Genomic DNA, 12,970 nt, shown 5'->3' with positions numbered 1-12,970 from the left:
TCAGCGTGAGGACAGGATCTGTCTATTGTTGAGAGGGCAGCGCGGATCTTAGCTTCTGTTGGATAGCTTTTGCCGTATGTGGTATTGCTGGCTTTGCTGCTTCTCATCTTGTCAGAGAGTGGATGGATAAAAAATGAAGAAACTTTTACTTATAGTCGCTATTTCCATGAATATAGTTAACTTTGCCTGTGCGTCTCCTACACCCAATCACACCGTTCCTGCTGGTAAGGTTGCGCAGTGGAAAGGATATGATGTCATTGTTAAGAGGGACAGCTTAGGGATTGTCACTGTTGACGGAAAACCAGCGGCTGTAGATGAAATCACAGAGAAGGCTACAGCCTATCAGCAAGGGCTGTTTAGTGTGATCATCTATAAGAGCGGTAAAGTCGCTTTGATGAAGCAAGGGCAGTTTGTAGGCTATTTGAAGAAAAGCTGACCAGGAAGGGCTGATGAGTCTCTTTTTTATGGGGCATTTGGGGAAATGTACATCATACGAGGATAGGCTTATCAAGCGCTCTGTACTATCCTGATCCCAAAATGAGTCCCTGACTGACAGACTCAGTAGTGATGCCTTTGCCAGGCCATAACTACTGTGGATTGACCGCAAATAAGGCTTACTTTTTGTGCATCACGATGCAAATAAATCCTTACAGCGTGGCGATGAGTGTACATATAGTGACTATTAACGAAGCGACTTACACCTGTCAGGAACAGTTCGTTGCCCGGTCGGACAGAGTTGTGAGCCTCTCCAGACCAATCTTAAAAAATCCATTTGTATACGTTAAATCCCGCTACCTACAGGCAACAAAAAACCCGCAAACTCAAAGAGAATGCGGGTTCTTGCGGGGTTTCCATCAGTAACCGGTACTGACAGAATATGTATTTGGTCGGCACGAGAGGATTTGAACCTCCGACCCCCGACACCCCATGACGGTGCGCTACCAGGCTGCGCTACGTGCCGACGCGTGAGCTAATAGTACGCAAATTCGCTACGATTGCAAGCGGCTAACACGTTGACTGCTATGAAAATAGCCAACGTTGCCGTCTGGTTTACGCAGAGCAGGGCGCGGGAAATAATCTTTAAAACCCACGCCTCAGTTAGCGATAAAGCGTTTCTCTTCCGTCAGCACCTGCAACAGCAGCGTCAGCTGCGGCTTGTGATCTTTCAACCGCTGGCCCTGAGCATCCCAGGCGGTATAGCTGCCGTTGCTGTTCAGCTCCAGCGTCAGGTTCGGCGTAGTCACCACCAGCTGGCCGTCATGCATACTGGTTATCCAGTTATGGCTGCGGCGCACGGCAAACAGATCTTCGCCCTGCGAATAATCAGAAGCTGGCGTACGCACGTGCAGCAGCCGCTGCATCAGCGTAGTCATAATATCCTGATGGCTGGTCAGCTTATCAATCTGCTGCGATGGCGTATTCGGCCAGTGGATCACCAGCGGCACCTGTAGGTTTGCACGGTTGCCCATATCGTCATCGTCGTTCAACGCCACGCCGTGCTGCGCCGTGATCACCACCACCGTATTATCCAGCAGGCCTTTCTCCTGTAACGTGGCGAGCACGTTCTGGATTTGCCCATCCACCTCTGCCGCACTGCGCGCGTAGCGCCGTGCCGCTTCTTTCGCCACGCCAGCGTTTTTGCCGCCGGACAAAGAAAGATAGGAGAACCAGGGGGCGCTTTTCGCTTTCTGCGTCTCCAGCCAGCGTTGCCACTGCGCAACGGTTTGTGCATCGGACTGGCTTTCTGAAGTGGGCAGCGAATAGTCCGCCAGCAGCGCCTGACGATAGAGCGGCGAGGCAAAGCCGTCGCTGGCAAACAGGCCAAACTGGTAACCCTGTTTCGCCAGCGCCTCCGTCAGCGCCGAAGGCACGCGCGAAGAGAGCACGCCGTCCATATAGCCTGCCGAAATACCGTAAAAGAGGCCGAACAGACCGCTGTCGGCCTGGCTGCCCGCGCTGAAATGCTGCGTAAAACGCACGTTGTCCTGAGCGAACCGGGCCAGATGCGGCAGCTGTTTCGGCATCGTGGCCTCGTTCAGGCCATCCACGGTGACGATCAGCAGATTGCTGCGGGTGCCGCCATCGCGGAAAGTAATATCGTTCAGCGGATAGGCGACCGAAAGCGCCTCCGGATTACCCTGCTGCACCAGCCTGCGCTGATACTCCTGCGCATCCAGCAGGCCATGGCGTTCCAGAAAGCGGCGGGCCGTCATCGGATAAGAGAGCGGCAGGTTGGAACGCTGCATGGTGACAGGCCGATAGAAATTCGCATCGGCCCAGATATACATCAAATGGCTGGCAAAGAACGTGACGATAAACAGCACGGCCAGCGGCTTGCCAAAGCTGCGGCGATTCAGGCTGCGCAGCTTTTGCCAGCTCCAGGTAGCGAACAGCATCTCGACCAGGAAAATAGCCGGTACGCTGATAAACATCAGCTGCCAGTCACGCGCCATTTCGCTTTGATCGGGATTGACCACCAGCTCCCAGACGACCGGGTTGAGGTGCAGGTGGAAGCGGGCGAACACCGCGCTGTCAATAAGCAGCAGCGTCAGCCCGGTGGTAGCGATGATGGCGGAAAGAAAGCGCAGCAGTCTTTGCGACATCACCACAAACGTCAGGGGAAAAACAATCAGCAGATAGGCGGCGAAAACAATAAAGCTAAAATGGCCTGTCCAGCTGGTAAACGCATAGATACGCCCGACCAGCGAGGCAGGCCAGTCGGCAACAATCAGATAGCGACTACCCAGGATAAGGGCAAAGATAATGTTAAACAGGGCGAACCAGTGCCCCCAGCCAATCATCTGGGAGACTTTATCACGGTAGCGCGGCTGACTTGTTACCATAGCGGGATCACATCAGTGTGCTTTATCTTCACGTACCGAAGCCTGAAGCGCCTCGGCAAATGAACGCGCAAGCGCGCGGCGTTGCTCCGGAGCAACGCTGGTGTTCAGCAGGTTAGTCACCATATTGCCCAGCACCATCAAAGAGAGATCGGTGGGCGCCTTGTCTTTTTCAAGCACGTTGACCATTTCGGCGAGGAGTTTTTCCACGCGGTCGTCGCTGTAACGGGATGATTGTGGCATAGCGTCAAATTTATCGAGTATTAAAAGGCGGCATCTTACCGTAAAAGCGCGATTCTTTCTGCAATTTTATCATGTGGAAAAGGTTAATGTTGTTGCCTGTTGATCCCGACCACGCTCGGTGATTGAATACGCGCTTAAGTTTAAAGGAGAGTTTACATGAGTCTGGATATCGAGCAGATTGCCCTTCATCAGATGATTAAGCGTGACGAGCAGACGCTGGAGCTGGTGCTGCGGGAGTCGCTGCTGCCGGCCACTGGCCCGGTTACGGCGATGATGGAGGAGCTGCATCGCGTCTACAGCGCCAAAAGCAAGGCTTACGGCCTGTTTAATGAAGAGAGCGAGCTGGCCGACGCGCTGCGCAACTGCCGGAAGGGCCAGGATGATTTTCTGGCCTTCAGCCGCGCGGCGACCGGACGTTTACGCGACGAACTCGCTAAGTATCCCTTTGCGGACGGCGGCGTCGTGCTGTTTGCACACTATCGCTATCTGGCGGTGGAGTATTTGCTGGTTGCGGTGCTGAACAGCCAGAACAGCATGCGCGTTAACGAAGAGCTGGATATCAGCACCACGCACTATCTGGATATCAACCATGCGGATATCGTGGCGCGTATCGATCTGACCGAATGGGAAACCAATCCGGAATCAACTCGCTACCTGACCTTCCTGCGTGGCAGAGTAGGGCGCAAGGTCGCCGACTTCTTTATGGATTTCCTTGGTGCCAGCGTGGGCCTGGATACCAAAGCGCAAAACCGTGGTCTGCTCCAGGCGGTGGACGACTACTGTGCCGAGGCGGCGCTGGATAAAAACGAGCGTCAGAACTATCGCCAGCAGGTTTACAGCTACTGTAACGAACAACTGCAGTCGGGCGAAGAGATTGAGCTGGAAGGCCTGTCGAAAGAGCTGGCGCCGCTGGGCGAAAAAACCTTTCAGGATTTCACCCAGGAGCAGGGCTACGAGCTGGAAGAGAGCTTCCCGGCGGATCGCAGCACGCTGCGCCAGCTGACGAAGTTCGCCGGCAGCGGCGGCGGGCTGACCATTAACTTTGACGCCATGCTGCTGGGCGAGCGCATTTTCTGGGATCCGGCTACCGATACGCTGACCATCAAAGGCACGCCGCCTAATCTGCGCGACCAGCTACAGCGTCGCAGCGGCGGCAAATAAGCGCAGCGGCAGGGATGCCCGCTGCTGACAAACGCCCATAAAAAAACGCCGCATTAAGCGGCGTTTTCTTCACACAGAGATCGGTCGGCGATTAAGCGCGAACGAAGTCGATGTGGTGCAGTTTTGGCTTGAACGGGTGACGCTGTACAGCCTGCACTTTTACTTTAGTTTCTTTACCGTCAACAACCAGAGTCAGCACGTCGGTGTAGAACTCAGGCTTAACCTGCATGTTCATCACGTAGTCGTGATCCAGTTCGATAGCTACAGCTGCTTCGTTACCGCCATAGATGATGGCCGGGAATTTGTTAGCTGTACGCAGGCGGCGGCTCGCACCCTTACCCTGCTCTTTACGTTCTTCTGCATTGATAGTGAACATTGTTCAGTCTCTTTCTAAGTAATTATCCTGCTACAGGCGACCCAGCAACAGGTTGGATTGTTCAGCTTTCGCCAGCGGCAAAAGCGGGGCGCATTGTAGCAGGCAAGGCCGGTGCGGGCAACGCATTAAACACCGTGTGCCCTAACGGATCTCATTAGCGCGTCGAAAACGGCCCTGATAATCGAACACTTTTTCACGGATCTGCCAGAAATTGCGCTGTTTGCGGGCCACCACAAAATCGGGGTGGCGTAGCAGCGGCTGCATCGCTACGATATCCGCCGCGTTTTCCCAGCCGAGCGGCACGCCGGGCGCTCGCTGATGCGGCCGCATAAACAGCTGCTCGAAGGCTTTGCGCTGCGCGGGCGTGCTCAGGCGGAAGCGCTCGCTCACTTCGGTTGCTTCCTCATCGAAATAGCGCGCCTTCAGCCACTCGCCTTTCTCATCGCGACCGTTTTCCAGCACCATCGCGGCGCAGCGCAGCACCAGCGCATCCTTCAGCTTTAGCGCCGCTTTCAGCATATCGTCGGGATCGACCAGCACCGCGTCGCACTGATGGCAGCGGCGGGCGGCGATATCGTTCTCGGCGTTGCAGTGCGGGCAGCTTTTAAAGCGGAAGCGGAAGTCGCACTGCTCGCGCTCGCCTTCGTCGTCTTCCATCACGCCCTGACAACGGCGGCCAAAGTGCTCAATGATGGTGCCGTCGGCGGTGGTTTTGCCCCAGAACGTATTGGCAAAGCCGCAGGCCGGGCAGAAAACCTGCACCGGTTTATTGTCGCTTTTGCCCTTGGGCGCGCCCACTTCCGGCGTAAAGATATCGTGCGGATTACCCGCGTAGTCCAGGATCAGGCAGTCGGTTTTGCCAGGGCACAGCCGCAGCCCGCGTCCGACAATCTGCTGATACAGGCTGACCGATTCCGTAGGGCGAAGGATGGCGATAAGATCGACGTGCGGCGCGTCAAAGCCGGTAGTCAAGACCGCCACGTTAACCATGTAGCGCAGCTCGCGCGCTTTAAAGGCGGTAATAAGGGCATCGCGCTCGGCGGCGGGCGTGGTGGCGCTGATCAGCGCCTTGCTGTCGGGCAGCAGGCCCAGCACCTCTTTGGCATGCTCGACCGTGGCGGCAAAAATCATCACGCCCTGGCGATCCTGCGCAAACTCAACGATCTGCTGAATAATATGCGGCGTAATGCGCTGCTGCTGCTTCAGCTCCAGGTTGAGATCCGCCTCGCTGAACAGGCCGTTTTCCCTGGCGGTCAGGCGGCTGAAATCGTACTGCACCACCGGCATATCCAGCCTTTCCGGCGGCACCAGAAAGCCGTGTTTGATCATATAGCGCAGCGGCAGCTCGTAGATGCAGTCGCGAAACAGCGCCCGCTCGTCGCCGCGCACCATGCCGTGATAGTGGAACTGATAGATCCAGCCCTTGCCCAGGCGATAGGGCGTGGCGGTCAGGCCCAGCAGGCGCAGCTGCGGATTGCGCTGGCGCAGATGGTTGAGGATCTGCTGGTACTGGCTGTCTTCGGCGTCGCCAATGCGGTGACACTCATCCACAATCAGCAGCGAAAACTCGCTGTCGAACTGCGCCAGATTGCGGGCCACCGACTGTACGCTGCCGAACACCACCTTGCTGCGGCTCTCTTTCTTTTGCAGACCGGCGGCAAAGATATCGGCCTGCAGGCCGTAAGCCTGATATTTGCTGTGGTTCTGCGCCACCAGCTCTTTGACGTGCGCCAGCACCAGCACGCGTCCGCGCGCCAGCCGCGCCAGTTCGGCGATCACCAGGCTTTTGCCCGCGCCGGTCGGCAGGACAATCACGGCGGGCTGGTGAGAGCGACGGAAGTAGCTGAGCGTGGCGTCAACGGCTTCCTGTTGGTAGGGGCGCAGGGTAAAGGACATGATTAAATCCGCGAGCAAAGCCGCATTATGCCACGAAAGTCCGCTCCGTGCGCGCGCGCCTCTGTGCCTGAGCCGCAACTCCCGATATACTTCTGCTGTTACTCTCTTCTGACGTTCCCTACAGGAACGGTGAATTCATTCATTGAAACAGGCAGTGCAGATTTAATGCGACTTGATAAATTTTTATCTCAGCAACTGGAAGTCAGCCGGGCGATTGCCGCTCGCGAGCTGCGCGCGCGTAAGGTGACGGTTGATGGGGAAGTGGTGCGCGAAGGGTCTTTTAAGCTCAGCCCGGAAAGCGAAGTGGAATATGACGGCAATCCGTTACGGCTGCAGATCGGCCCGCGCTATTTTATGCTGAACAAGCCGCAGGGCTACGTCTGCTCCACCGACGATCCGGATCACCCAACGGTGCTCTATTTTCTGGAAGAGCCCACCGCGTATAAACTGCACGCGGCAGGGCGGCTTGATATCGACACCACCGGCCTGGTGCTGATGACCGATGATGGCCAGTGGTCGCACCGCATCACCTCGCCGCGCCATCACTGTGAAAAAACCTACCTGGTGACGCTGGAAAACGCGCTGGCCGAGGATACGGCGGAGCAGTTCGCCGCAGGCGTGCAGCTGCATAACGAAAAAGACCTCACTAAGCCAGCCAGCCTGGAAGTCATCAGTGAAAATCAGGTGCGGCTGACCATCAGCGAAGGGCGCTATCACCAGGTAAAACGGATGTTCGCTGCGGTGGGTAACCACGTGGTGGCGCTGCATCGCGAGCGTATTGGCGATATCGTGCTCGATGAGGAACTGGAGCCGGGCGAGTATCGCGCCCTGACGGCGGAAGAGATCGCCAGCGTGAGACTGCCCGCAGAATTAAAATAAGGAAACAGGGATGCGTAAGGAAAAGAACTCGTCGGCGGGACTGGTCGTTATTCTTGGCCTGCTGGCTATGCTAATGCCGTTGTCGATCGACATGTATTTGCCTGCGCTTCCGCAAATCGCCCGCGAATTTGGCGTGTCGGCCGGCAGCGTGCAGATGACGCTGAACCTCTATATCCTGGGCTTTGCGCTGGGGCAGTTAATCTACGGCCCGCTGGCCGACAGCTTTGGCCGCAAGCCGGTGATAGCCGTGGGCACGCTGATTTTCGCCGTCGCGGCGGCGGCCTGCGCGCTGGCGCAAACCATCGATCAGCTGATCTTTATGCGTTTGCTGCACGGCCTGTCGGCGGCGGCGGGCAGCGTGGTGATCAGCGCCCTGATGCGCGACAGCTACTCGAAAGAGGAGTTCTCGCGCATGATGTCCTTTGTCATGCTGGTCACCACCATCGCGCCGCTGCTGGCGCCTATCCTGGGCGGTTGGATGCTGCTGCTGTGGAACTGGCACGCCATCTTCTGGGCTATCTCGCTGGCCGCCGTGGTCACCACGCTGCTGGTGGTCACGCAGATCAAAGAGACGCTGCCGCACGATAAGCGGCAAAAATTCAATATGCGCACCACGCTGCGCAACTTTCTGTCGCTGTTTCGCCACAAGCGCGTGTTCAGCTATATGATGGCCAGCGGCTTTTCCTTTGCCGGGATGTTCTCTTTCCTTAACGCCGGCCCCTTTGTCTATATCGAGCTGAACCATATTTCGCCGCAGGATTTTGGTTACTACTTTGCGCTGAACGTGGTTTTCCTGTTCCTGATGACGCTGCTGAACAGCCGCTGCGTGCGCCGCTTCGGCCCGCTGGCGATGTTCCGTCTGGGGCTGCTGATCCAGTTTACGATGGGCATCTGGCTGGTGGTGGTCAGCGCACTGAACCTCGGTTTCCTGCCGCTGGTGTTTGGCGTGGCAATGTTTATCGGCTGCGTGGCGATGGTTTCTTCTAACGCCATGGCGGTGATCCTGGAAGAGTTTCCGCATATGGCGGGCACCGCTTCCTCGCTGGCGGGCACGCTGCGCTTTGGCGTGGGCGCGCTGGTCGGCGCGCTGCTCTCCACAATGACCTTTACCAGCGCCTGGCCGATGGTTGGCTCCATTTTTATCTGCGCCGCGTTTTCCGTGCTGCTGTTTATCTACGCCACGCGCCCGCGTAAAAGCCGTCAGCGCAGCTTGCCATAACATTGACGCCCGCATCCGCGTAACAGCCTGACCCGCTTAATCCTCGCCAAAACGGGAAGCCTTGCTTCCCGGCTTTTCTGAAGCTTTGCTTCCCGGCTTTTCTGCTGATACACGCTATAATGTTGCCTTATTGTAAAAATAACTAAGCTTAAATTACTTTTGTGCAACAAAATTGATTGTTATTACGGCGCCGACGCGGTAAAAATGAGAACAAAATCACGAACTGGCGGTACTAAGCCCTCGCAGATGGGGTATGTCCACGACCAGAAACAGGCAGAAATGATGATGGCTACGGGCTGGGGAGTAGGGGTGAACAGATTACAACATTCGGTGGTGCATCGCCTGCCGCAAAGCTATCGCTGGGGAGCCGGAAAGCGGCTGGAGCCGCGTGCGCTCAGTGGTACAGAGGCGGAGGATGACCTGGTAGGCCTGAGCCTGCTCAGTCATCAGGGCGTACAGGCCTGGGATATCATGCAGATGCTGAAAGAGGCGCTGGCGGAAATTCAGCTCGACTGCGCCGTGGTCGAGTGGGAAGGCGAGCCGTGCCTGTTCGTGGCGCGTAATGATGAATGCGCCACTACCTGCCGCCTGAAAAACTTTGGCGTCGGCATTGCTGAAGCCTTTAAAAATATACCTGCCTGAGCCAGGCCTCAGGCAAGCGCAATTAGCTCCTGCGTATAGCGCGCTTTCGGCGCGGTAAAAATAGTTTCGCAATCGCCTTGCTCCACGACTTCTCCCTGGCGCAGCACCACCACCTGGTGGCACAGCGATCTGACTACGCGCAGATCGTGGCTGATAAAAATATAGGCCAGCTGACGATCCCGTTGGAGCTTTTTCAGCAGCGCCAGGATCTGTTTTTGTACGGAACGATCCAGTGAAGAGGTTGGTTCATCCAGCACGATCAGCTGCGGCTGAAGGATCAGCGCGCGCGCGATGGCGATGCGCTGCCGCTGTCCGCCGGAAAACTCCGATGGGTAACGATGACGGGTTTCCGCATCCAGTCCCACTTCCTGCATTGCCTGGATCACCAGCGCCTCGCGCTGTTCCGCGCTCAGTTCAGGCTGGTGCACCTGCAAGCCTTCCGCAATGATCTGCTGCACGTTCAGCCGGGGATTGAGCGCAGAATTCGGATCCTGAAAAACCACCTGCATTTCCCGACGTACCGGCAGCATTTGCCTGCGATCCCACTGGTGCAGCGGTCTGTCGCCCAGCCAGATTTCGCCTTTGGCCTCGATTAGCCGCAGCAGCGCCAGGCCGGTGGTGCTTTTGCCCGAGCCGGATTCCCCGACCAGTCCCAGGCTTTCGCCCGGACGTAGCTCAAAACTCAGCGACTTCAGCGCCTGATGCGCACCCACTACGCGGCGCATCAGACCCTTTTTCAGGGAAAAAGCGACGCTGAGGTTGCTGACCTTCAGCAGCGGTGGCGCCGCGCTGTCAACAGGATCGGGGCTGCCTTCCGGCTCCGCATCCAGCAGCGTGCGGGTATAGGGATGTTCGGGCGCGCTGAACAGCTGGCGACTGGTATTGCGCTCCACGCCCTGGCCGTTACGCATCACCAGCACGTTGTCGGCCAGCTGCCGCACAATATTCAGGTTGTGGGTGATAAACAGCAGGCCCATATTCATCTCCTGCTTCAGCTCCTTCAGCAGAACCAGGATCTGCGCCTGCACGGTAACGTCCAGCGCGGTGGTCGGCTCATCGGCAATCAGCAGCTGAGGCCGCGTCAGCAGCGCCATCGCAATCATTACCCGCTGCCGTTCGCCGCCGGAAAGCTGATGCGGAAAATCGCCCATTCGCTTGGCGGGCTGCCGAATGCCCACGCGATCCAGACAGCTAAGGATCTCGGCCTTCGCCGCCGCCGCGCGCATGCCACGGTGCAGCGATAACACCTCATACAGCTGTTTTTCAATGCTGTGCAGCGGATTCAGCGACACCATCGGCTCCTGAAAAATCATCGCCATACGGTTGCCGCGCAGGCCGCGCAGCGTGCGCTCATCGGCCTTCAGTACATCCTGACCGGCGAACAGGATTTCGCCCTGCGGATAGACCACCGGCGGCGTGGGCAGCAGGCGCATCATCGACAGGGCGGTCACGCTTTTGCCCGAGCCGGATTCGCCCACCAGCGCCAGCGTCTCGCCCGCTGCGACGCTCAGCGACAAATTATCGACAACCTGACGCTCAACGCCGGCCTGGCGAAAGGCAATGCTTAAGTTTTTGACGGTCAGCAACGACATCAGTGCACCTTACTGGGATCGAAGGCGTCACGAACCGCCTCACCGATAAAGATCAACAGCGACAGCAGGATCGCCAGCGAGAAAAAGGCCGCCATGCCGAGCCAGGGCGCCTGAAGGTTATTTTTGCCCTGTAGCAGCAGCTCGCCCAGCGAAGGCGACCCCATCGGCAGCCCGAAGCCGAGGAAATCCAGCGAGGTCAGCGTGGTAATAGAGCCGCACAGAATAAAGGGCAAATAGGTCAGCGTCGCCACCATCGCATTCGGCAGCATATGGCGCAGCATAATAGTCCGGTCGCCGACGCCCAGCGCTTGCGCGGCGCGAATATAGTCAAAGTTGCGCGCGCGTAAGAATTCAGCGCGCACCACGCCGACCAGCTGCATCCAGCCAAACAGCACGTTAATGGCCAGCAGCCACCAGAAGCCGGGCTGCACCACGCTCGACAACAAAATAATCAGAAACAGCGTGGGCATCCCCGACCAGACTTCGATAAAGCGCTGGCCCCACAAATCTACCCGCCCGCCATAATAACCCTGACAGGCGCCGACGATGATGCCGACTACGCTGGACATCAGCGTCAGCATCAGGCCAAACAGCAGCGAAATACGCGTGCCGTAGAGGATCCTTGCCAGCACGTCGCCGCCGTTAGCATCGGTGCCCAGCCAGTTTTGCAGCGAGGGTGGCGAAGGGAAGGGGACGCTGGAGGCGAAATTGATGGTGCCATCGCCAAATTTGATCGGCGCCCAGATGGCCCAGCCTTCCTTATCCAGGCGGGATTTCAGCCACGGATCCTGATAGTCGGCTTTGGTCGCCAGCTGGCCGCCAAAATCGGTTTCGCTGTAGTCCACCAGCAGCGGAAAATAGAAGCGATGATCGTAGCGCACCAGCAGCGGCTTATCGTTAGCCAGCAGCTCGGAGCCAAGGCAGAGCACAAACAGAACGGCAAAAATCCACAGCGACCAGTAGCCACGACGGTTATGTCGAAAACGCTGCCAGCGCGCGTGATTAACGGGGCTTAATCGGCTCATCAGCGACCTTCAAAATCAATGCGCGGATCGACCAGCGTATAGGTGATATCGCTGAGGATATTCAGCAGCAGGCCGATCAGGGTGAAAATGTAAAGCGTGCCGAACATAACCGGATAGTCACGCTGAATGGTGGCGTCGTAGCCCAGCAGGCCCAGCCCGTTCAGAGAGAACATCACCTCAATCAGCAGCGATCCGGTAAAGAACATGCTGATAAAGGTGGCCGGGAAACCGGCGATCACCAGCAGCATGGCGTTGCGGAAAACGTGACGGTAGAGAATTTTGCTCTCGTCCAGCCCTTTGGCCCGCGCCGTGACCACGTACTGCTTGCGGATTTCATCAAGAAACGAGTTTTTGGTCAGCATAGTCAGCGTGGCGAAGCCGCCGATCACCGTCGCCAGCACCGGCAGGGTAATATGCCAGAGATAGTCCGTGATTTTGCCGTACCAGGGCAGCGAGTCGAACTGCGCCGACACCAGCCCGCGCAGCGGAAACCAGTCCAGATAGCTGCCGCCTGCAAACAGCACGATCAGCAGCGTGGCGAACAGGAACGAGGGAATGGCGTAGCCGATGATAATCAGCGAGCTGCTCCAGATATCGAAGGCGCTGCCGTTATGCACGGCTTTGCGGATGCCAAGCGGGATAGAGACCAGGTAGATAATCAGCGTGCTCCACAGCCCCAGCGAGACGGAAACCGGCAGGCTCTCTTTAATCAGCTGCACAACCGAGCTGCTGCGAAACAGGCTGTCGCCAAAATCGAAGCGCACATAGTTCCACAGCATATCCAGGTAGCGCTGATACATCGGCTTGTCGAAACCGTAACGTTTGGTGATTTCCGCCACCACTTCCGGATCCAGCCCGCGCGACCCGCGATATTGGCTGTCACCGGGCTGAGCATGCAGCGCGCTGCGTCCCTGCGCCTGCGGCGTATTGCCGGCGCCCGGCATTCCGGTAGTCTGGCCGAATTCGATATTGGCCAGCGCCTGATCGACCGGGCCGCCCGGCGCAATCTGCACGATAAAAAAGTTAATCGTAATAATCGCCCACAGCGTGGGAATGATTAATAGAAGTCTGCGTAGCAAATAGGCGCCCAAACTGCT

12 protein-coding genes and 1 tRNA gene are annotated in these 12,970 nt (G+C 57.4%); 5 read left to right on the top strand and 8 right to left on the bottom strand.

The genetic code is table 11. The features are described from left to right. The first annotated feature begins 133 nt into the window (after positions 1-133). Positions 134-436, top strand: coding sequence for a hypothetical protein (locus ACVWZ0_RS15210; protein ID WP_369895600.1), 303 nt, complete (start codon positions 134-136; stop codon positions 434-436). A gap of 448 nt (positions 437-884) precedes the next feature. Here ACVWZ0_RS15210 and ACVWZ0_RS15205 read toward each other — a convergent pair. The 3 genes from ACVWZ0_RS15205 to ACVWZ0_RS15195 all read right to left on the bottom strand — a co-directional run bounded on the left by ACVWZ0_RS15205 (position 885) and on the right by ACVWZ0_RS15195 (position 3,083). Beyond that, positions 885-961 (bottom strand) — tRNA-Pro (locus ACVWZ0_RS15205). Positions 962-1,094: 133 nt separating this feature from the next. Next, positions 1,095-2,843: an LPS biosynthesis-modulating metalloenzyme YejM gene (yejM, locus tag ACVWZ0_RS15200; protein ID WP_253459874.1), complete on the bottom strand. Its 1,749-nt coding sequence runs from the start codon at positions 2,841-2,843 to the stop codon at positions 1,095-1,097. A gap of 12 nt (positions 2,844-2,855) precedes the next feature. Then, a complete protein-coding gene (locus ACVWZ0_RS15195; RefSeq protein ID WP_125288209.1) occupies positions 2,856-3,083 on the bottom strand; it encodes a YejL family protein in 228 nt (75 codons plus the stop codon). A 156-nt stretch (positions 3,084-3,239) separates the two neighbouring features. On the opposite strand from ACVWZ0_RS15195, the gene yejK reads away from it, so the two are divergent. Further along, on the top strand, positions 3,240-4,244 hold the full coding sequence (yejK, locus tag ACVWZ0_RS15190; RefSeq protein ID WP_253459876.1) for a nucleoid-associated protein YejK: 1,005 nt from the start codon (positions 3,240-3,242) through the stop codon (positions 4,242-4,244). Between the two features lie 91 nt (positions 4,245-4,335). On the opposite strand, the gene rplY is transcribed toward yejK, so the two are convergent. Both rplY and ACVWZ0_RS15180 read right to left on the bottom strand, forming a co-directional pair. Then, positions 4,336-4,620, bottom strand: a complete 285-nt coding sequence (rplY, locus tag ACVWZ0_RS15185; RefSeq protein WP_125288207.1) for a 50S ribosomal protein L25 — start codon at positions 4,618-4,620, stop codon at positions 4,336-4,338. A 141-nt stretch (positions 4,621-4,761) separates the two neighbouring features. Then, entirely contained in the window at positions 4,762-6,516 is a 1,755-nt protein-coding gene (locus ACVWZ0_RS15180; protein ID WP_253459878.1) for a DEAD/DEAH box helicase, read from the bottom strand. A gap of 165 nt (positions 6,517-6,681) precedes the next feature. On the opposite strand from ACVWZ0_RS15180, the gene rsuA reads away from it, so the two are divergent. From rsuA to ACVWZ0_RS15165, 3 genes are all read left to right on the top strand, one after another. Beyond that, a complete protein-coding gene (gene rsuA, locus ACVWZ0_RS15175; RefSeq protein ID WP_253459880.1) occupies positions 6,682-7,395 on the top strand; it encodes a 16S rRNA pseudouridine(516) synthase RsuA in 714 nt (237 codons plus the stop codon). Positions 7,396-7,405: 10 nt separating this feature from the next. After that, a complete protein-coding gene (locus ACVWZ0_RS15170) occupies positions 7,406-8,614 on the top strand; it encodes a Bcr/CflA family multidrug efflux MFS transporter (RefSeq protein WP_253459882.1) in 1,209 nt (402 codons plus the stop codon). Between the two features lie 309 nt (positions 8,615-8,923). Then, positions 8,924-9,256, top strand: a complete 333-nt coding sequence (locus ACVWZ0_RS15165) for a YejG family protein (RefSeq protein WP_253459886.1) — start codon at positions 8,924-8,926, stop codon at positions 9,254-9,256. Positions 9,257-9,264: 8 nt separating this feature from the next. Here the strand turns inward: ACVWZ0_RS15165 and yejF are convergent, their stop codons facing one another. The 3 genes from yejF to ACVWZ0_RS15150 are packed head-to-tail and all read right to left on the bottom strand — an operon-like array spanning position 9,265 to position 12,964. Beyond that, positions 9,265-10,848: a microcin C ABC transporter ATP-binding protein YejF gene (gene yejF, locus ACVWZ0_RS15160; protein ID WP_253459889.1), complete on the bottom strand. Its 1,584-nt coding sequence runs from the start codon at positions 10,846-10,848 to the stop codon at positions 9,265-9,267. Continuing rightward, positions 10,848-11,873 carry a microcin C ABC transporter permease gene (locus ACVWZ0_RS15155; protein ID WP_253459891.1) on the bottom strand — a complete coding sequence of 342 codons (1,026 nt, stop codon included), beginning with the start codon at positions 11,871-11,873 and terminating at the stop codon, positions 10,848-10,850. The genes yejF and ACVWZ0_RS15155 overlap by 1 nt, the downstream gene beginning before the upstream one ends. After that, positions 11,873-12,964, bottom strand: coding sequence for a microcin C ABC transporter permease YejB (locus ACVWZ0_RS15150; protein WP_253459893.1), 1,092 nt, complete (start codon positions 12,962-12,964; stop codon positions 11,873-11,875). The genes ACVWZ0_RS15155 and ACVWZ0_RS15150 overlap by 1 nt, the downstream gene beginning before the upstream one ends. Between the last annotated feature and the right edge of the window lie 6 nt (positions 12,965-12,970).

Source organism: Erwinia sp. TECH1 (genome assembly GCF_054057575.1).
This window is presented reverse-complemented; position numbering and strand designations above follow the sequence as displayed.

Bases quoted from the DNA above. Each gene is read 5' to 3' on its own strand.
- ACVWZ0_RS15195 (WP_125288209.1), bottom strand. From the start codon at position 3,083: ATGCCACAATCATCCCGTTACAGCGACGACCGCGTGGAAAAACTCCTC.
- rsuA (WP_253459880.1), top strand. From the start codon at position 6,682: ATGCGACTTGATAAATTTTTATCTCAGCAACTGGAAGTCAGCCGGGCG.
- yejM (WP_253459874.1), bottom strand. From the start codon at position 2,843: ATGGTAACAAGTCAGCCGCGCTACCGTGATAAAGTCTCCCAGATGATT.
- yejF (WP_253459889.1), bottom strand. From the start codon at position 10,848: ATGTCGTTGCTGACCGTCAAAAACTTAAGCATTGCCTTTCGCCAGGCC.
- ACVWZ0_RS15180 (WP_253459878.1), bottom strand. From the start codon at position 6,516: ATGTCCTTTACCCTGCGCCCCTACCAACAGGAAGCCGTTGACGCCACG.
- ACVWZ0_RS15155 (WP_253459891.1), bottom strand. From the start codon at position 11,873: ATGAGCCGATTAAGCCCCGTTAATCACGCGCGCTGGCAGCGTTTTCGA.
- ACVWZ0_RS15210 (WP_369895600.1), top strand. From the start codon at position 134: ATGAAGAAACTTTTACTTATAGTCGCTATTTCCATGAATATAGTTAAC.
- rplY (WP_125288207.1), bottom strand. From the start codon at position 4,620: ATGTTCACTATCAATGCAGAAGAACGTAAAGAGCAGGGTAAGGGTGCG.
- yejK (WP_253459876.1), top strand. From the start codon at position 3,240: ATGAGTCTGGATATCGAGCAGATTGCCCTTCATCAGATGATTAAGCGT.
- ACVWZ0_RS15170 (WP_253459882.1), top strand. From the start codon at position 7,406: ATGCGTAAGGAAAAGAACTCGTCGGCGGGACTGGTCGTTATTCTTGGC.